This window comes from Xanthomonas sp. BRIP62411 (assembly GCF_003993525.1).
Taxonomy (GTDB): domain Bacteria; phylum Pseudomonadota; class Gammaproteobacteria; order Xanthomonadales; family Xanthomonadaceae; genus Xanthomonas; species Xanthomonas euroxanthea.
Map to the genome: position 1 here is coordinate 56670 of NZ_QEZI01000010.1, position 19716 is coordinate 76385.

General features: G+C 67.7%; 9 protein-coding genes and 1 pseudogene. 4 read left to right on the forward strand and 6 right to left on the reverse strand.

Going from position 1 to position 19716, the window contains the following annotated elements:
• Positions 1 to 2 precede the first annotated feature (2 nt).
• Entirely contained in the window at positions 3 to 1676 is a 1674-nt protein-coding gene (gene treA, locus EO139_RS07835; RefSeq protein ID WP_126970106.1) for an alpha,alpha-trehalase TreA, read from the reverse strand.
• Positions 1677 to 2142: 466 nt separating this feature from the next.
• Positions 2143 to 2925: a DUF72 domain-containing protein gene (locus EO139_RS07845; protein WP_126970108.1), complete on the reverse strand. Its 783-nt coding sequence runs from the start codon at positions 2923 to 2925 to the stop codon at positions 2143 to 2145.
• A gap of 107 nt (positions 2926 to 3032) precedes the next feature.
• On the opposite strand from EO139_RS07845, the gene EO139_RS07850 reads away from it, so the two are divergent.
• Both EO139_RS07850 and EO139_RS07855 read left to right on the forward strand, forming a co-directional pair.
• On the forward strand, positions 3033 to 3785 hold the full coding sequence (locus tag EO139_RS07850; protein ID WP_104649252.1) for a DNA-formamidopyrimidine glycosylase family protein: 753 nt from the start codon (positions 3033 to 3035) through the stop codon (positions 3783 to 3785).
• 275 nt (positions 3786 to 4060) lie between these two features.
• Positions 4061 to 5065: a hypothetical protein gene (locus tag EO139_RS07855; RefSeq protein ID WP_164739777.1), complete on the forward strand. Its 1005-nt coding sequence runs from the start codon at positions 4061 to 4063 to the stop codon at positions 5063 to 5065.
• Between the two features lie 935 nt (positions 5066 to 6000).
• Here the strand turns inward: EO139_RS07855 and EO139_RS07870 are convergent.
• Positions 6001 to 6948: a GAF domain-containing protein gene (locus EO139_RS07870; RefSeq protein WP_126970110.1), complete on the reverse strand. Its 948-nt coding sequence runs from the start codon at positions 6946 to 6948 to the stop codon at positions 6001 to 6003.
• Positions 6949 to 7262: 314 nt separating this feature from the next.
• Positions 7263 to 10142, reverse strand: coding sequence for a pitrilysin family protein (locus tag EO139_RS07875; protein ID WP_126970112.1), 2880 nt, complete (start codon positions 10140 to 10142; stop codon positions 7263 to 7265).
• Between the two features lie 384 nt (positions 10143 to 10526).
• On the opposite strand from EO139_RS07875, the pseudogene EO139_RS07880 reads away from it, so the two are divergent.
• Positions 10527 to 13199 (forward strand): annotated as a pseudogene (locus EO139_RS07880) (PAS domain S-box protein).
• Between the two features lie 777 nt (positions 13200 to 13976).
• On the opposite strand, the gene EO139_RS07890 reads toward EO139_RS07880, so the two are convergent.
• Positions 13977 to 16109, reverse strand: a complete 2133-nt coding sequence (locus EO139_RS07890; protein WP_180496982.1) for a methyl-accepting chemotaxis protein — start codon at positions 16107 to 16109, stop codon at positions 13977 to 13979.
• A 270-nt stretch (positions 16110 to 16379) separates the two neighbouring features.
• The gene (locus EO139_RS07895; RefSeq protein ID WP_126970116.1) at positions 16380 to 17816 is read right to left on the reverse strand and encodes a glycoside hydrolase family 5 protein; all 1437 of its coding nucleotides are present in this window, start codon (positions 17814 to 17816) and stop codon (positions 16380 to 16382) included.
• A gap of 211 nt (positions 17817 to 18027) precedes the next feature.
• Here EO139_RS07895 and EO139_RS07900 point away from each other — a divergent pair, with 211 nt between their 5' ends.
• Complete coding sequence (locus tag EO139_RS07900; RefSeq protein ID WP_126970118.1) at positions 18028 to 19515, forward strand: SulP family inorganic anion transporter; 1488 nt, start codon at positions 18028 to 18030, stop codon at positions 19513 to 19515.
• Positions 19516 to 19716: the final 201 nt, after the last annotated feature.

Sequence of the window (19716 nt, forward strand, 5' to 3'; positions counted from 1 at the left end):
CCTCAGCGCGTGGCCGACTCGGGCTTGCGCACGCGTTTGACAGGCGCCGGCTTGGTCGCGGTGTCCGGATACAGGTTCAACAGCATCAAGGTGACGCCGTTGGTCCAGCCGAAGCCGTCCTGCAGCGCGTATTCGCCACCGCCGCCGCCGGCCGCATCGGCTTCCAGCCCGTATTTTTCGACCAGCTTGTGCTCGCGCGCGAACAGCGCCTGCACCTGGGTGAGGAAGCGCTCGCCGATGGTGCGCGCCAGCGCGTCTTCGCCATAACGGCGCAGGCCGTCCACCGCCACCCATTGCAGCGGCGCCCAGCCATTGGGCTCGTCCCATTGCTGGCCGGTCTTCACTGCGGTGGTGGCCAGGCCACCGGGGCGCAGCAGGCGCGCACGCACGGTGCTGGCGGTGCGTTTGGCATGCGCGTCAGTCGCCAGGCCGGTGAACAGCGGATACAGCGCCGCAGCGGTGACCTGGTCGCTGAGCTTGCGCGCCTGCCAGTCGTAGTCGGCGTAGTAGCCGGCCGCGTTCCACAGATGCGCATCGATGGCCTGCTTGCGTTGCAGTGCCAGCGCCGCGTAGTCCTGCGTGCATTCTGCGCCGGGCTGCGCGCAGGCCTGGGCCAGCGTGCGCTCCAGGTGGTACAGCAGGCTGTTCAGATCGATCGGCACGATCGCGGTGGTGCGGATGGTGCGCAGGTTCTGCCCATCGGCCAGCCAGCGGCTGGTGTAGTCCCAGCCACTCTCGGCACCGGCGCGCAGGTCGCGGTAGACCTCGGCGGCCGGGCGGTCGCCGGCCTCGGCGGCGGTGCGGGTGTCGTGCAGCCAGGCTTCCGGGCGTGGGGTGTCGCGCTCGTCCCAGTAGCGGTTGAGCAGGCTGCCGTCGGCCAGGCGCACCACATGGCGCGCGGCCTGGCCGGGCTGCAGGCCGTCGCTGCCCTGCATCCAGTAGGCGTATTCCTTCTGCAGCTGCGGCAGGTAGCGCTGGTAGACCGCTTCGCCTTCCACGCCGGCTTGCAGTTCCACCATGTAGGAGAAGAACGGCGGCTGCGAACGGCTCAGGTAATAGCTGCGGTTGCCGTTGGGGATATGCCCGTAGGTGTCGATCAGGTAGGCGAAGTTGTCCAGCATCTGGCGGCTGAGCGTGGTCTGCCCGCTCTTCACCAGGCCGAGCATGGTGAAGTAGGAATCCCAGTAGTACACCTCGCGGAAACGCCCGCCCGGCACCACGTACGGATATGGCAGCGCCAGCAGGCTGCTGTAAGGCGGCACGTGGGTCTGGCTGCGCACCAGCTTGGGCCACAGTTCGTCAATGTGTTCGCGCAGCGCGGTGTCCTGGCGGATCGCGTCGGTCTGCACCGGCGGCGACTCTTCGAAATTGGCATCCACGAACTTGCGCAGGTCAAAGCCGGGGTGATCGTGCTGCGCCAGATAGTCGGCGTTGATCAGCGCCGGGTCGCGCAGCGGCAGAAAGTCGACGAAGTGCTTCTGGTCGTCGAACAGCTCGCCGCGCTGCACCGCCTGGAACAGTTCCGGGTAGGCCAGGTCGGGCGTGGGCGGGGTGGCCGCCGGGGCGTTGACGACCGGAGTGTCCATCGGCGCGGCGGTCAGCGTGCAGGGCGCCACGAACATGCTCAGCGACAGGCCAAGCAGCGACGTGCAGCACGGGGGCGCGGCAGAACTCATGGCATCTCCAGAACGGGCAGTGACGTGCGGCATGGTAAACGACCGAAGTGGCGGGCGGGGCCGGACGAGGGGGTCGGCAGGCCGACAGACTTCGCACGGAGACGACAGGATTCAGCAAGGCGATCGGGCGCGGGACTGCAGGTGGTTGCGCCGGTTGCCTTGCCGATTCAGGCCTATCGGCCCGGATCGAGGCAGCTTGAGCCGCATCCAGGCCGCGTCGGATTGCCGACATTGCTGCAAGATGCGCGCCACAGCGTGCGGCGGGTGCGCAGCGGAGTGAGCGACGGGCGGGGTGGCGCTGCCCGTGCACGGCAGCCGGTGCACGTGGGCAATGGCGGGCGTCAGGCGGCCCGCGCCCGGCGAATGGCGGCGGCGTGGACGCACCGGGCTGCACCGGCGGCAGGCCGGGTCACGCCAGGCGGCCTGCCGTCTTCGTGTGGTCCAGGCGCACCTGGGTGTTCTTGCGTCAGCCTGGGCGCTGGCGACCGATCTGCAGCAGCCGTTGCAGCTGCAGCGCGTTGGGCACCGCGAGCCCGGCGGCGGTGTTGTCGAAGATCACCCAGCGTTCTGCCTGTGGATGCGCCGCATCGTGCGCCGGCTTGCGCACCGCGTCGGCCAGTGCCTGCAGCGCACTGTCGTCGTAGCTGCTGTAGTAAATGCGTGGTGCGCCGTGCCAGCGCCAGTAGTGCGGGCCGGCTGTCGTCCCCGGTGTGGCGGCGGCCGGCACCGGTGCCGGGTCGGCGGCGCAGCGTGCGATGCGGTGGCGCGCCAGCAGCGCCTGTGCCTGCGGCAGGAACCAGCTGGCATGGCGCGGTTCGCAGACCACGCCGCCGTCCCAGCGCCGCCGCAGCATGGCGAAAAACCTGGCCGCCACTGCCGCATCGAAGACGGCGCTGGGTGGCAGTTGCAGCAGCAGGCAGCCCAGTCGCGTGCCAAGCGCGCCAGCCTGGGCGAGGAATGCATCCAGCAATGGGCCGGTGCCCTGCAGGCGTGCATCGTGGCTGATGCTGCGCGGCAGCTTGACCGAAAAGCGGAAATCCTCCGGCACGCTGTCGGCCCAGCGTGCATAGGTCCCGGCACGGTGCGGGCGATGGAACGAGGAGTTGATTTCCACCGCATCAAAACGTGTGGCATAGCGCTGCAAGACGCTGGTGCCATCGCCGAATGCGGCGCGGTCGGCGGCCGGAATCGACCAGCCCGCGCAGCCACAGCGCACGCGCGGCAGGGCGACGGATGAACGAGCTTGCATAGGGTGTGCGCAAGGCCAGTGGGCAGCACTCTATGCATGCGCGCGCGTCAGCGCCGCGTGTGCACCGCGCTCACGGGCGACTCACCGACGACTTCGATACTGGGCACATGCCAGAAGGCCCCTCCCTTGTCATCCTGCGCGAACAGACCGAGGCGTTTGTCGGTCGCAAGATCCTGCGCGTGTCCGGCAACAGCAAGCAGGACATCGCGCGGCTGGGGCAGCAGAAGGTGCTGGCGTTACGCAGCTGGGGCAAGCACTTCCTGATCGAGTGCGCGCAGTTCAGCGTGCGCATCCATTTCCTGTTGTTCGGCAGTTATCGCATCGACGAAGACAAGCCGAATGCGGTGCCGCGCCTGTGTCTGGAATTTTCCAAGGGCCAGCGCCTGAATTTCTACGCCTGCTCGGTGCAGTTCATCGAGCGCCCGCTGGATGAGGTCTACGACTGGACGGCCGATGTCATGAACCCGCACTGGGATGGCGCGCAGGCACGGCGCAAGTTGCGCGCCGCACCGGGCATGCTCGCCGCCGATGCATTGCTGGACCAGGACATCTTTGCCGGCGTCGGCAACATCATCAAGAACGAAGTGCTGCATCGCATCCGTGTGCATCCGGAAAGCCCGGTGGGTGCGTTGCCGGCGCGCAAGCTTGGCGAGCTGGTCACCCAGGCGCGCGCGTACAGTTTCGATTTCTACACCTGGAAAAAAGCCTTCGTGTTGAAGAAGCATTACCAGGTGCATACCAAAACCAGCTGCCCGCGCGATGGCGCGCCGTTGCAGTATCGCAAGCACCTGGGCAAGGCCGGGCGGCGGGCATTCTTCTGCGAGGTCTGCCAGCGGCTGTACCGCTCGGAGGACGGCTGAGGCGGGCACGTCCCGCGCCCGGCGAGCGTGGTCGGTCGCGATGGGCGTGCGCCCGGTGCACGGCAGGAAGGATGCGTGCCGTTGGGGCAGTGGCTGAGGCCGTTGGCAGGCGCCGCAACGACCCGCCGTGCTTGCCAATGTGAATGGCGGCTGGCGTTTGCCGCCCAAACAACGAATTTCAAACGCGCGCTGGCGCCGCGCCCGCTAGATTTGCGCATCCTGCACCGGGTTCACGGTGCGCGCACGCATCCCCCATCTCATCGGTCTCCCGCATTGTGATTACCCGCAGGAAGGAAACGCTTGTCCCGCATGTCGCTGCTGTCGCATGCACGGGCGCCATCCTGTTCTTTCTTGCCTGTCTGTTGCTCTACATGCCGCCGCCGCGCGACCCGGTGCGACGCGACGACAGTTTGCAGGTGTATTTCGTGCCGCGTCCGCAATTGACGCTGCCGGTGACGCCGCCGCCGCAACGCCAGCCCACACCGCGCGCTGCGCCGGCCGCGGCCTCATCCGCCCGCACTGCGCCACCACCGACACGCACCCCGCCGCCGCAGCGGCAGGTGGCAGCCGCCAATGCGCCGGCTGGCGAGTCGATGGCGGCCCAGCTCTACACCGGGCAAGGCCGCTTGCGCATGCCGCGTGACGCGCAGGTCGACCCGATGGCGCAGCCCGGTGCAGCGCCGCCGGGCATGACCGACGAACGCGCGCAGGCCAAGGCGCGCAACGTGATGGAACGGGTCAATCCGGTGCAGTACCAGGACACGCGCTTTGCCAAGGACTGGAAGAGCGACGGCACGCTGGGCGATGTGGCGATGCAGGAAATGAATCGCGGCATGAAGAAGTTCAACGACATGCTCAACGGGCCGCAGACGCAGGTGGCCAAGGCGCGGCCACCGCCGGATGTGCGCTTTAACCCCGCGTTGGCCGGCAACCAGGCCGAGATGGGCAGCGAAGCGACCGGCGATGCCTACAAGGCCGCGCCAATCGCGCACGAGACGCCGCCCGACCTCAAGGGCGAAGCCAGCCGCCGTATCCGCGAGGCGCTGGCAGCGCTGGAACAACGCAGCGCGCGTTGCGATGCGTCCAAACGCAAATCCCTGTTGTCGCCGGTGCGCGCGCATCTGGGCGACCTGGAACGCGCCGAGCACGCCTTGAACAATGGCGCCGACCCGGTGATGGCCGCGCAGATGCTGCCGCGCCAGGCCGATAGTGCCTATGACCTGGCCCGCCGCGCGCTGTGGTATGCGGACCGCCAGTTGAAGCAGTGCGCGATCGGGTGAGTGGTTCGGGGAGCGCGTTTGCCTGCGCTGCGCTGTAGGTGGCTGACAGCACCTTTAGAACGCTGCTGACAAGACGACTGAATGTCAGGGCGTCGCGGTATCTGGGTGTAGTCAACAGCTCGGTAAGTCGCGTGCGCGGCGCCCTCACCGCTTGCGGGACAGGCCGTGAACCCGTCCCTGGGGGCTCGGTGGCGGCATCCATGCCGCCACACGGTCCCGCAACCGGCGAGGGCACCGCACCAGATAGTTGGTCGGCGCTCATCTGAAAAGCTGTCTGTCGTGCGGTGTGCATCAGACCTGGAGCCGACGCTTCGATGATCGAACAAGACGCATCCGGCACCGCTCTTGCCATGCACACCGACCATCCCGACTGGTCCTTGCCCGCTCACCGTCGCGGGCTCTTACGCGGCATGGATGCCGCGTAAGAGCCTACAAGGACGTACTTGCGGCGTGTCCTGCGATGGTGGGCGGGCAAGGACCCTGCAGCCAAACCGCAGCTCCGCGGCTCTGCAGCCGACTCACCCACACCGCTCAATCACCTGGTCGCCGCGCGAAGTGGAAGTGGACGAGTGAGGAAGTTGGTGTGGTCGGAGACAGCCAGGAGCTATGAAAGCTTGCACGCCAAGCGCGCCGCACGAGCGCGTAGCAACCGCACCCTCATCCGGCGCTGCGCTTCCCTTCTCCCGGTGGGAGAAGGAAAGTGTCCCGACAGGAATTGAAGCAGTAAGGCAGTAATTGAAGAAGTAGGCAGTCTTCGTCAGATATCGCAACTAGCCCCCCCCGCCGGGGCGAGAAGGCACGGCTTTCGCAGCGAGGGCGCGTGTGCCTTGGAGCGCCCGCGCCGCAAGCGCGGTTGGAGGCGCGCAGCGGAAGGTGTGAGGGCACGTCTATGAAACGGCGGATCAGCCGGCAGCCGGGCTGCCGCCCGCGCTACATCAGGCGCTGAGTCCGTCCTGCGCCAGACTCTGGCGGTAACGGTCCTTCTCCGCGCTCAGCGCGACTTCGGCACGTAGGAACACTTGCCCGATCGGCTCGTCGCCGCGGGTTGCCTGCGCCTGGCCAATCAGCACCGTCAGGCCGTGGGCATGCTGTTGGTGGGCGATATCGCGCAGGCGCTGCAGCTTCTGGTCGGCATCTGCGCCGCGCAGCACGGCGATGAATTCTGCACTGTCGGTCACCCGGTCCACGCTGTCGCCGTCGGCTTGTGCCTGCGCTGCCAGGGCCTGGTCGAGCTGTTGCAAGGCGCGGCCCAGCAGCCGCTCGCTTTGTTTTTCGGCCAGCGCGGCCAGTTCCTGCACTTCCAGGATCACCAGGTAATAGCCGGTGTCGGCGGCCGCCGCGATGGCAACCGGTGCCACCGGCTGCAGGATCGCTTCGCGCTCGAGCTGCAACTCGCGCTTGCGCTCGTCCAGCAGGCGCATGGTGACGCGTGCCAATGCCTGCAGCCCGGTGCGTTGCATGTCGGTGAGCGTGCGCGGCTCGGTGTCGAGCACGCAGACCGTGCCCAAGGCCACGCCGTCGGAGGTGACCAGGGGCATGCCGGCATAGAAGCGCGCACCGGTCTCGCCGGTGACGACCGAGACGTCCGCAAAGCGGCTGTCCTGGGTGAGGTCGGGCACTTCCATCAGTTGCTCTGGGCTGCGGATGGCGTGATCGCACACCGCCTGGCTGCGGTCGGTCTGCTGCATGCCCAGGCCGAGCTGGGCCTTGAACCATTGGCGGTCACGGTCGACCAGCGACATCAGGGCGATCGGTGTGTCGCACAGCGAGGCCGCCACCTGCACGATGTCTTGGTAGGTGTCCTCGGGCAGGCTGTCGACGATGCGATAGCCGTCCAGGACCTGTTGGCGAGAGGCTTCGTCAGCCGGGGGCATGTGCTTCATCGAATAAGCCGGGCAAGCGCGAACGAGAAAGATGCCACGATACCGGCGCTGCCGATAACGCGGCGTGGATATCGGCCACGCGCCCTGGCGTGACCTCACGGGCGGATCCGGATCCGCATCCCTGTCGCACTGCGCAGGCGAGGAAGCAGGAACCGGCGGGCTGAAGCGCCGGGGGCCAGCTTGCCAGCCCGCGTGGGCCGCCTGCGTCTTGCGCGCAGGAGCCGGGTACTGAGACGCACACACGCCATTGCGTACCGCGCACCTGGCGACGGCGCGGCTTGCAGGCCGCGCCGTCGGTGTGCGACTGACCAGCCTCAGCGCTTGACCGGCTTGCCGTCCACGTCCAGCACCTGCACCTCACCCAGCTTGAGCGCCCGCACCGGGGCCTCGATCTTCTTCAGGTCGCCCACGATCACCCAGGTCATCGCATTGGGGGCGATGATTTCCTTGATGGCGGCCTGCGCGGCCGGCTGGTCGATCGCTTCCAGGCGCGGCTTGAGCGTCTGCACGTAATCGTCGGGGCGGTCGAACTGCACGATGCCCTCGATCGCACCCAGCACCGCGCCGGTGGTTTCGAAGCTGCCGGGCAGCGCGCGGATGCGCTGGTTCTTGATCTTCTCGATCTCGTCGGAGGTCAGCGGCTTGTCGCCGATGACCGCGGTGGCTTCCTTGAGGATCTCGTTGGCCGACTCGGCGGTCTTGTCGGTCTGCACCGGCGCGGAGAACATGTACGGCCGCTGGCCCTGCGCATCCAGCATGCGGGTGCCGGCGCCGTAGGCCCAGCGCTTGTTCTCGCGCAGGTTCATGTTCAGGCGCGAGGTGAAGGTGCCGCCGAAGGCACCGTTGGCCACGCCGATCGCCAGGTTGTCCGGCGCCTTGGTGGACGGTGCGAGCAGGCCGGCCAGGATCACCGACTGCGGCGCATCCGGCCGGTTGATCAGGTAGACGCGCGGCTTGGGCTGCGCAGCGACGTTGACCAGGTTCTTCTTCGGCAGGGGCGTTGCCGGCGCCTTCCAGTCGCCGAAGGCGGCATCGAGCTGCGGGATGATCTGCGCCAGCGTGGTGTCGCCGGCCACCAGGATGCGCAGGTTGTCCGGACGCAGCCACTGGCGGTGGAAGGCCTGCAGGTCCTGGGCATTGAGGCTCTTGATCGCCGCCTCGGTGCCGCTGCCGGTGAGCGGGATGCCGTAGGGGTGGTTCTGGCCGAACAGCAACGGCGGCAGCGCACGCAACGCCAGGCTGTTGGGCTGGGTCTTTTCCTGCGCAATGCCGGCCAGCCATTGGCCGCGGATGCGCTCGATGTCGGCAGCCTTGAAGGCCGGGTTGCGCACGATGTCGGCGAACAATTGCAGCGACGGCTGCAGCTGGTCGTTGAGCGCATCCAGCGAGGCGCTGCAGCTGTCCAGGTCGCAGCCGACCGCGGTGATCGCGCCCAGGCGCTGGCGACGCTGCGCCACTTCCACCGAATCCAGCGCCGCGGTGCTCTCGTTCATCAGCGCGGCGCTGAAGCTGGCGGTACCGAGCTTGTTGCCCTGGTCGGCCGCATAACCGGCATCGAACAGCAGCTCCACCTGGGTGACCGGAATGGTGTGGCGCTCGGCCAGGATCACCTCGATGCCGTTCTTCAACTTGCCGCGCTGCAATTGCGGGAAGCTCAGGTCGGGGAACTGGCTGGTCTGCGGCACGCCCTTGCCGCGGTCCAGTGTGGAGGCGGTGACGTTGTACTTGCCGGCGGCCGGCAGCTTGGGCGCCGGCTTGCCGGGTTCGGCACCACGGGCGACCACCGCCTTGTCTTCGGCGGCGGGGTCGAAGCCCTTGCCGGCCGGCAGCACGGTGAGCAGGTAGTCGCCCTTGCCGAACCAGGTGGCGGCGGTCTGCTTGACGCTGTCCACGGTGGCGGCCTGGCCGCGCTGCAGATCCTGCTTGTAGGCGCCCGGGTCGCCGCGATAGACCTGGCCCTCGGCCAGGATCACCGCCTTGCCACCGAAGCCGCCGACCTTTTCCAGCCCGCGCACGAAGCCGGCGCGGTAGGCCACCTGCGCGCGCTGCAGTTCGTCGGCGGTCGGGCCCTGGGCGATGAACTTCCTGAGTTCCTCGTCGATGATCGCCTCCACCTTGGCCGGGTCCACGCCGTCCTTCACGTCGGCCTGGATCTGCACCTGGCTGGACAGCGCGAACGGCTGGATCGCCGCCGACACGTCATCGACCAGATTGTCCTGGTAGACCAGGCGCTGATACAGCCGCGAGGTCTTGCCGCCGCCGAGCACGGTGGTGGCCAGATCCAGCTGGATCGCCGCATCGCTGCCCAGTTGCGGCGCCACCCAGGTGCGGTAGATGCGCGGCTGCGAGACGTGGTCGTGCTGCACGCCACGCTTCTGCGCGGCCAGCGGGGTCACCCAGGGCTGCTGGCGCGCCACCGGCTTGCCGGACGGGATGTCGCCGAAGTACTGCAGCGCCTTGGCGCGCGCCTGCGCCACGGTGATGTCGCCGGCCAGCACCAGGGTGGTGTTGGCGGCGCCGTAGTTGTCGTTGAACCACTGTTTGACGTCGGCCAGCGAGGCCGCGTCCAGGTCTTCCATCGAGCCGATGGTGTCGTGCTGGTACGGATGGTTGGCCGGGAACAGGTTGGACAGGATGTTCTGGTCCACGCGGCCGTAGGGGCGGTTCTCGCCCTGGCGCTTCTCGTTCTGCACCACGCCGCGCTGGGTGTCGAGTTCTTCCTGGCCGATCGCGCCAAGCAGGTGGCCCATGCGGTCCGATTCCAGCCACAGCGCGGTGTCCAGCGCAGTGGTCGGCACGGTCTCGAAGTAGTTGGTGCGGTCGAACCAGGTGGTGCCGTTCATGTCGGTGGTGCCGACCTTTTCCAGCGGCGCAAAGAAGCTGCCCTTGTTGTTTTCCGAGCCGGAGAACATCAGGTGCTCGAACAGGTGCGCAAAGCCGGTCTTGCCGGCCGGCTCGTCACCGGAACCGATGTGGTACCAGATGCTCACTGCCACCACCGGCGCCTTGTGGTCTTCGTGCACCACCACGGTCAGGCCGTTGGGCAGGGTGAAGCGGGTGTAGCCGATCTCGGGGATGGCACTGCTGGCCGCGGGCTTGGACAGGCTGGCCGGGGCGGCCGCGATGGCGGGGGCAACGGGACCGGCAGCGGCGCCGAGCACACCGGCGATCAACAGGGACAGCGGACGCAGCATGTGACACTCCAGGGGCAAGACAATCGGCCGAGGGTAGTGGCTGGCTGGCGGCGTCGCAAATGCTGTCCGGCAGGGGGGGCATGTGCGGGTGCCGGCAGGGCGGCAGGTGAACGAGGCCGGCTTGGGCGTCGGCCAGGGCGCGGCGGTCGGACCGGGCACCTTCGGGGGTGCCGGAGCGGCCCCCCGATCCCACACCGGGCCTGACGGCAAGGCGGGTGCAGGTGGCCTGGGTCATTCGCTCCCCCGCCGGGCGCGGTCGATTGCGCAGGCACGGCAAGTGCACCGGGCCGAGCAGCGAAGCCTTGCGACATTCAGATGCCAGCGGATCGGCCGGCGGGCACTGCGACCGCGCGCCGACCAGCCATCAAGCAGGCCCGGCCGCACATGCTCAAGTTGCCCGTCGCTTCGCCGTTACCTGGGGCGACCTACCTTGCCCAGACCTGACCTGCCGACCACGCCATGACCGTCCTGTTGCCGCCCGTGCCCGTTCCCGCCGACGACGCCTTGCGCGTGGAGGCGGTACGTCGGTTGGGGGTGCTGGACACCGAGCCGGAGGCCGAGTTCGACGATATCGCCTGGCTGGCTGCACACATCACCGGCGCCCCGATGGCGCTGGTGTCGCTGCTGGACGCCGACCGCCAGTGGTTCAAGGCACGTTGCGGCACCGATCTGGAAGGCACCCCGCGCGCCATGTCGTTCTGTTCCTATACGGTGATGGGGACCGAGCTGCTGGAAGTGCCCGATGCCGTGGCCGATGCGCGTTTTGCGCGCAACCCGCTGGTCACCGCCGCGCCAGGGGTACGCTCGTATGTGGGCGTGCCGCTGATCGGCCGCGAAGGCTATGCCTACGGCACCCTGTGTACGCTCAGCACCCAGTCGCGCCTGCTCGACGAGAGCCAGAAGCAGGGCCTGATCCGTCTGGCGCGTCAGGCGGTCAGCCAACTGGAGGCGCGCCGCGACCGGCTGGCCGCGCAAGCGCAGCGGCAGACCCTGAGCCGCCTGCTGGAAGCCATGCCCGATGGCGTGGTGTCCTGCGACAGCGACGGGCTGCTGCATGAGTTCAACCACGCCGCGCGGCAATGGCACGGCACCGATCCGCGCCTGTTGCCGCCATCGCAATGGGCGCAGCACTTCGACCTCTACACTGCCGACGGCAGTGCGCTGCTGCCCACCGAGGCCATTCCGCTGGTACGCGCCTGGGCCGGCGAGCACGTGCGCAATGCCGAGATGGTGATCCGCTCCACCGGCCAGCCGGCACGCAGCGTGCTGTGCAATGCCGATCCGGTGGTCAGCGACCAGGGCGTTGCCCTGGGGGCGGTGTGCGTGATGCATGACATCACCCAACTGCGCGATGCCTCGGCTGCGTTGGCGGGCGAGCGCGCACGCCTGCAGTCGCTGGTGGACGCTTCGCAGGATGTGGCGATCATCGCGTTCGATCCGAACGGGCGCATCGAATTGTTCAATCCCGGTGCCGAGCGCCTGCTGGGCTACGCGGCGGACGAGGTGGTGGGCAGCTGCCCGGCGCAGTTCCATCTGCCGGCCGAGCTGGAGCGGCACATGGCCACGCTGGCGTTGTCGCCGCCGTCCTACCTCAAGCTGGCCGCCGCCGCCGCGGGCGATCAGCTGGAAGAAGAAATCTGGACCCTGGTGCGAAAAGACGGCGGACTGCGGCGCGTGCGGCTGTGCTTCAACATCATCCACGACGCGCAGCAGGGGGTGTCCGGCTACCTGGCCATGGCCATCGACGTCACCGCCGAGCTGCAGGCGCAGGCCGCCGCGCAGCTGGCGGCGGAACACTTCAGGGGGGCGTTCGAAACCGCCCCGCAGGGCATGGCGATCGTCTCGCTGGACGGCGCCTGGCGCGACGTCAACCCGTCGCTGTGCAGCATCCTGGGATATCCGCGCGAGCAGTTGTTGCGCACCACCTTCCAGACCATCACGCATCCGGACGACCTGGATGTGGACCTGCGCCTGGTGGAAGAGCTGATCGACGGCAAACGCGACAACTACAGCCTGGCCAAGCGCTACATCAGCCAGCAGGGCGCGCTGATCTGGGCGCAGCTGTCGGTGTCGCTGGTGCGCGACAGCAGCGGCGCGCCGGTGCATTTCGTCTCGCAGATCCAGGACGTGACCGAACGCCATGTCGCCGCAGAACGCCTGGCCGAAAGCGAAGCGCGGCTGCGTGCGATCAGCGATGCCACGCCCACCCTGGTGGGGCATTACGATGCCGCCCAGCGCTGCCTGTTCGCCAACCAGGCGCATCGCGACTGGCTCGGCGTGGAGCCGGCCAGCCTGGTCGGCTCCACGATCACCCAGGTGCTGGGCGAGGACCTCGGTGCGGACGCGCGCGCTGCGCTGGCGCAGGTGAGCACCGGGCAACGGGCCAGCTTCGAACACGTCCTGCGTGGCGGTGCGACACCGCGCGATGTGGAAATCACCCTGGTGCCGGAAGTGCAGGGCACGGCGACGCAGGCGCAGGGATTCTTCCTGATGGCGCACGATGTCACTGCGCACAAGTCCCTGCACCGGCTGATGCACGAACGCGCCACCCGCGATGCCCTGACCGGCCTGCCGAATCGCCACGCCTGGTCCGAGGCGCTGCAGGTCGCGGTGACCCAGGCGCAACAGCAGCAGTGCGCGGTCGCGGTGATGTTCCTGGACCTGGACGGCTTCAAACGCATCAACGACGTCCATGGCCACCGTGCCGGCGACGCGGTGCTGGTCGCCTTCGGCCGCTGCCTGCAGCAGGCCGCAGGCAGCCGCTATCTGGTGGCACGCCTGGCCGGCGACGAGTTCGTGGTGTTGCTGGACGACCTGCAGGATCCGCAGACCGAATGCGCCGCAATGGCAGAACGGATTCGCACCGCGGCCGCAGCGGGCGCCGTGTTCGGGGAGCAGCATCTGCCGATCCACCCAAGCATCGGCGTCGCCTGGCAACACGGCCAGCACGCCGACGCTGCCAGCCTGATGCATGCGGCAGACGAAGCGATGTACGCCGCCAAACGCGCCCGCTGCGGCAACGCCACCGCCCCCACCGGACGCGACGCCTCGCGCTGACGCAATGCATCCAGCACCACTCCCTTCTCCCCCTGAGAGAAGGTGCCCGAAGAGCGGATGAGGACACGGCCGACCCGCAAAGCTGCATCAACCAGGAACACACCCTTCTCCCTCCGGGAGACAGTGCCCGCAGGGCGGATGAGGACATGGCCGACTCGCAAAGCTGCATCAACCACGAACACTCCCTTCTCCCTCCGGGAGAAGGTGCCCGAAGGGCGGATGAGGGCATAGCCGACCAGCAAAGCTGCATCAACCAGGAACACTCCCTTCTCCCTCTGGGAGAAGGTGCCCGCAGGGCGGATGAGGGCATGCCCTGCCCATAAAGTCGCGTCAGTCAGAAGTGCGCGTTGCACGGATCGATGTGGCGCTGGCAATGCAATCGCATCGATCGATGGTCACTGTCCGCGGCGTTGAAGCTCTAGATCCCTGTCGTGTTTAGAGGCGATAACCGTATGGAAGCGTCGATTGCACAGCGGCTGATCTGCGGCCTGGCTGCAGGTCCCTTGCCCGCCCACCATCGCGGGGACACGCTGCAAGTACGTCCCTGTCAGCTCCTAGGCGGCATCCATGCCGCGTAAGCTCCCGCGACCGTGGGCAGGCAAGGACCCGTCAGAAGGGTCGGTGCGCATGGTTACGAGCAGGACAGGGGCGTGCGTTGTCCGGATCACCGCGCCCCCCGATCCGCCGCCCCCGATCCGCTGCTCCCAGGCAGGCGCACCAGTGGCGTGCCTGCCGTCTCTTCCCGCCGCGCAGGGGCGCGGGCGATCACCCCATCGATCAAGCCGCCTGCACGACCGAGCGCCGTTGCGGCAGCGCAGCCTGCTGCGGCACCAGGCGGAACACTGCCACGGCGCGCGTCAGATCCGCCGCCTGATCTTCCATGCTGCGTGCCGCGGCGGTGGCTTCTTCCACCAGCGCCGCGTTCTGCTGGGTCATTTCATCCAGCTGCATCACCGTGGTGCTGACCTGCTCGATGCCGGCGCTTTGCTCGGTGCTGGCGGCGGTGATCTCGGCCATGATGTCGGTCACCCGCTTCACCGAGCTGACCACCTCGGTCATCGTGCTGCCGGCCTGCTGCACCAGGTCCGAGCCCTGCGCCACTTTTTCCACCGAATCGGAGATCAGCTGCTTGATCTCCTTGGCGGCGCCGGCCGAACGCTGCGCCAGTGCGCGCACTTCGGTGGCCACCACCGCAAATCCGCGGCCCTGCTCACCAGCGCGTGCCGCTTCCACCGCCGCGTTCAGGGCCAGGATATTGGTCTGGAACGCGATGCCGTCGATCACCCCGATGATGTCGGAGATGCGCGCCGACGATTGCGTGATCGCCTGCATGGTGGTGACCACTTCCTGCACCACGCGCCCACCGCTCTCGGCCACCTCGCCGGTGCCCTTGACCAGCTGATTGGCCTGGCGCGCGTTGTCGGCGTTCTGGCGCACGGTGGAGGTGAGTTCTTCCATCGACGCGGCGGTTTCTTCCAGGTTCGCGGCCTGATGCTCGGTACGCGTGGACAGGTCGGCATTGCCGCTGGCGATCTCGCCGGCGGCGGTGTTGATCATCTCGGCCGAGTGCTGGATGCCCTGCACGATGGTGGTCAGCTGGATCGCGGTGCGGTTGGCCGCATTGGCCAGGCGGCCGAATGCGCCCTCGTAATGCGATTCCACCCGCTGCGACAGGTCGCCATCGGCAATCGCGGCCATGATGCGGCCGACATCGTCCAGGCCTGCATCGGCCTGCTGCATCAGCCGGTTCAAGGCCTGCACCATCTCGGCGAACGCGAACTGGTAGCGCGCCTGCTCGCCGCGTGCGGAGAAGTCGCCGCGCGCGGCCGCATCGGCCAGGCGTGCGATGTCGCTGTTGATCGCCGACAGATTGCCCTTCACCGTATCCAGCGCCTCATGCAGCGCCGCGCGCTGGCCGGGCAGGCGGCGCATGTCGCGGCGCAGATCGCCACGGCCATACTCGCCCATCAGGTCCATCGCCTCGTTGATGGCATCCAGATGCTCGAATACCACCGTGTTCACGCCGTGCGCCAGGGTGCCGTAATCGCCGGGGAAATCCTCCGGAATGCGGTGCGCGATGTTCTCGCCCTGCTGCAGCCGGATCATGGTCTGCATCTCGCCGTTGAAGCGCTGCAACTGGGTCTGCATCTGCTGCATGCTGTGCATCAGCTGACCGGTCTCGTCGCGCGACTCGACCCGGATATCGTTATCGAAGCGGCCCGAGGCAATCGCCTCGGCGGTGCGCGATGCTGCGCGCAGCGGTGCCGCCATCGCCGAGGCGATCAACCAGCACAGGCCGATCACCATGGCCACCAGGGCGCCGCCGATCAAGGTCAGGGTGCGGGTGAAGCCCCAGGCCTGCACCTGGATGTCCTCGGCGTACACGCCCATCACCAGCACCCAGTTCCAGGCCGGAAAGGTCTTGGCATAGCTGATCTTGGGCAGCTGTTCCTGCTTGCCCGGCTTGGGCGCATCGTAGTAACTGAAGCCGTCGCCGCGCTCGATCGCGGTCTTGATGTCACGATAGACGTACTGCCCGGCATCGCTCTTGTAGTCGCTCATGTCGGTGCCGACGGCGCGCTTGGGATGCATCAGGATGCGCATCTGCGGGTCGACGATGAAGAAGTAGTCCACGCCGTCGTTGGTGCGCATGTCCGCCAGCGTGGTGCGCGCAGCTTCCTTGGCCTGTTCGACCGTCAGTTCGCCGGCCTTGGCCTTGTCGGCATAGTGCTGCATCACGGTCAGGCCCATCTCCACCTCGGTCTTGACGCTGAGCTTGCGCGCCTCGATCAGGTCCAGATACTGCAGGCGTGCCGCGGCCACTGCCAGCAGGATCACGCCCACCGTCAACAAGCTGCACAGCAGGACGAACTTGCGGGTGAGCGGGAGATTGGCAACGTGACGACGCAACAGGGACACGACAGGCATGGCAACGAGATCCAGAACGCGCACACGGCGCTATGTCATGGATAGCGGCTGATTCGCATGCGGGTTGAATGCTAATTGCGGCAGCGTTCGCTTGGACAATGCAGCAACACGCCACTGCAATGTAGGAGCGCACCCGGGCGCGCCCGGGCGTTACCGGTAACGCCTGGTCGCGCCCGGGTGCGCTCCTACGACGTCAGGAGCATTGATCCATCGACGCAATGGCGGACACGCGCTGCGTGCCCGCCGCATGCATCAGCCTGCCGCGCAGAAGCCGAACTCGGCCGTCGCACCGGCCGCCAGGGTGCGGTTGAAGTCCACGCCGCTGGCCTTGAGCGTGCTGCCGCTCTGCGACCAGGTGACGTTCCAGGCATTGTTGACGGTGCCGGTGACCGGCAGCGAGATCGCCCAGGTGCCGCTGGCGGTGCCGGTATTGGTGACCTGCACGCGATTGCAGTAGCCGCCGTTCCACTGGCTGTCCACGCTCACCTTGGTGCTGAAGCTGCCGCTGGGTGTCGGTGTCGGTGTCGGCGTGGGAGTCGGAGTCGGAGTGGGTGCGGGCGCCGGCGTGGTGCTGCTCAGCGTGCCCCACAGCGTCCGCAGCAGCGCCATCTTGTCTTCGCGCACGCTGGTCCAGTCGTCGCGCAGGATGCCGCCGGTGTCGCCGCTGTTGGGATTCCACGACCAGTAGAAGCCTTCGTTGATGCCCTTGCTGCGCAGGTACTGCACCAGCGCGTCCTGCCAGACCTTGTCGCGTGCGTCGCCTTCGCCGTACTTGCCGCCGAATTCGCCCAGCAGCAGCGCATACGTGCCGGCGAACTGGCCGAAGTGACGGTCCCAGATCGCAGGCATGTTGTTGGGGAACGTGCTGTCGTTGAAGTACGCCTGCGCGTACACGTCCGGCCCGTACACATGCGGTGCCAGCAGCAGCCGGTTGGCCGGAATGTTCAACGGGGTGCAGGCCAGCGGCTGCAGATTGCCGCCCCAGAAGATGCCGCCATTGGTCGAGCAGACCGGATTGTCGGTGATGCCTTCCACCGCGATGATCCATTTGGGCGCCACCGCCAGTACCGCGGCCGAACCGCGCTCGGCGGCCTTGTTCCAGTCGGTGGCCGCGTTGCCGGTGCCCCAGGTCGCGGCACCGTGCGGCTCGTTCTTCAGGTCCAGGCCGATCACGCTGGGCACGTTCTTGTAGCGGTTGGCGACAAAGCGCAGATCGTCCAGCCACTGCGCTTCGGAATACGAGCCGGTGTACCAGAGCTCGGAGATGGCAGCGCAGTCGGGGGTGTGGTGATCCAGCAGCACGTACATGCCGCGTGCGTTGAATTCGTTGATCACCTTGTCCAGGATCTGCAGCGAGCTCAGGCCCTGCAGATCGGCATTGAGGCTGTAATCGATGCTGGTCGGCATCGTGCTGCTGCGCAGGGTGGCCGGGCAGAACGGCAGACGCACGGCGTTGAAGCCCAGGCCCTGCATCTGGTTGATCATGTCCTTCCAGTTGCGTGCCCACAGGCCATGCATGACATGGTTGCCGGTCTCGAAGCCGAACACGTTGACGCCCTTGAGCTGGACCACCTTGCCGCTGTCGTCGACGATCTTGTTGTTGCTGATGGAGTAGCTGAAGGCCGGTGCGGCGGCGAGCGCCAGCGCCGTGGCCAGTGCGAGCGTACGTGCAGTCCTGAAGATGGACATGGTGGTCTCCCTAGCGAACCCGGCTCGACACCCGAACCCGGTGAGGGGGGCATCTTGGTCCGCGGCTGCGTCGTTTGGCGTGATCCGGCCCACAGAAAGGCGCATTGCCGCACCGATCACACGCCGGCTGCGGGCCGGTTCGCTTTCGCGCACACTATCGTCGTTGTGGCCTGTCCGCAGGCTGTCCTTTCTGTCCCCGGAGTGTCTTCCAATGTCTTTCCTGCGTGCCGAACTGGCGCAATGGCGCGCCTCGCCTGCGCGCGAACTGATGGCCGGTGCGGTCGCCACCTTTGCGCTGATTCCCGAAGTGATCGCCTTTGCGTTCGTGGCCGGTGTCGACCCGCAGGTGGGGCTGTTCGCGTCGTTCGTGATCGGGATCGTCATCGCGGTCTTCGGCGGGCGCCCGGCGATGATTTCCGCCGCGGCCGGGTCGGTGGCCCTGGTGGCCGCACCGCTGGTGGCCGCACACGGCTTGCCCTATCTGCTGGCGGCCGGGCTGCTGGCCGGTGCGGTGCAGATCCTGTTCGGCCTGTTGCGGCTGGGCGTGCTGATGCGCTTTGTCAGCAGCTCGGTGCGCACCGGCTTCGTCAATGCATTGGCGGTGCTGATCTTTGCAGCGCAGCTGCCACATCTGCAGCACGCCAACCTGGCCACCTGGGGCATGTTGGCGTTGGGCCTGCTCATCATCTACGGCCTGCCACGGCTGCCGCTGCCGGGCGTGTCGGCGATTCCGTCGCCGTTGCTGTGCATCCTGGTGCTGACGCTGCTGGGCTCGGCCCTGCATCTGCCGCTGGAGACGGTGGCCGACCTGGGCAAGCTGCCCGACGCGCTGCCATTCCTGCAATGGCCGGCGGTGCCGCTGACGCTGGAGACCTTGCGCATCATCGCCTTGCCGGCGCTGGCCATCGCGATGGTGGGGCTGCTCGAATCGCTGATGACCGCACGCGTGGTCGACGAACTCACCGACACTCCGAGCAACAAGAACCGCGAGTGCACCGGGCTGGGCCTGGCCAACACCGCTGCCAGTCTGTTCGGCGGCATCGCCGGCTGCGGCATGATCGGGCAGACCGTGGGCAACGTGAAGTACGGCGGGCGCGGCCGTCTCTCGACCCTGTTCGCCGGCGTGTTCCTGCTGATCCTGATGGTGCTGCTCAAGCCATGGGTCTCGCAGGTACCGGTGATCGCCTTGGTGGCGATCATGGTGATGGTCTCGGCCGAGACCTTCGACTGGCGTTCGCTGCGCACCGTGGTCACCCATCCGCGCACCTCCAGCGTGGTGATGCTGGCCACCGTGGCGGTGACCCTGGCCACCCGCAACCTGGCCGCCGGCGTGGCGGTGGGCGTGGTGCTGAGCGGTGTGTTCTTCACCTTCAAGGTGGCCGGGCTGCTGCAGATCACGCACAGCGACGGCGACGATGGCGTGCGCACCTACCACGTGCGCGGGCAGGTGTTCTTCGCCTCGGCCGACGTGTTCATCGACGCCTTCGACGCGCGCCAGGTGCCTGGTCGTGCGGTGGTGATCGATGTCAGCCGCGCGCATTTCTGGGACATCACCGCGGTGGCGGCGCTGGACAAGGTGGTACAGCGGCTGCGCCACCATGGGCTGGAGGTCCAGGTCAAAGGCCTGAATGCCGGCAGCCGGCGGCTGATGCAGGCGCACGCGCTGGGCGACGATGCGCTGGAGTCCGCATTGCCCTGAGCGGCGCAGGGATGCAGGCCTGTCGCGCGCCTGCACATCCGTGTACGCCGGCTGGCCGTGCGCGGCGGCGGCCGGCGGGCAGACTCAAGTTCGCGCGCGCAGCGCCGATGAACCGGCATCGAGATTGCCGGTAACCCGTCGTGATGCCAGTGCGTTCCAGCCCGAGAGGTGTGCCCGCGTGCCGTGACCGGCGCTGCGGGC

What these genes read in the sequence shown, in the direction of transcription:
- treA (WP_126970106.1), bottom strand. Translation starts at nt 1,676, where the DNA reads ATGAGTTCTGCCGCGCCCCCGTGCTGCACGTCGCTGCTTGGCCTGTCG.
- EO139_RS07845 (WP_126970108.1), bottom strand. Translation starts at nt 2,925, where the DNA reads ATGCAAGCTCGTTCATCCGTCGCCCTGCCGCGCGTGCGCTGTGGCTGC.
- EO139_RS07850 (WP_104649252.1), top strand. Translation starts at nt 3,033, where the DNA reads ATGCCAGAAGGCCCCTCCCTTGTCATCCTGCGCGAACAGACCGAGGCG.
- EO139_RS07870 (WP_126970110.1), bottom strand. Translation starts at nt 6,948, where the DNA reads ATGAAGCACATGCCCCCGGCTGACGAAGCCTCTCGCCAACAGGTCCTG.
- EO139_RS07875 (WP_126970112.1), bottom strand. Translation starts at nt 10,142, where the DNA reads ATGCTGCGTCCGCTGTCCCTGTTGATCGCCGGTGTGCTCGGCGCCGCT.
- EO139_RS07895 (WP_126970116.1), bottom strand. Translation starts at nt 17,816, where the DNA reads ATGTCCATCTTCAGGACTGCACGTACGCTCGCACTGGCCACGGCGCTG.
- EO139_RS07900 (WP_126970118.1), top strand. Translation starts at nt 18,028, where the DNA reads ATGTCTTTCCTGCGTGCCGAACTGGCGCAATGGCGCGCCTCGCCTGCG.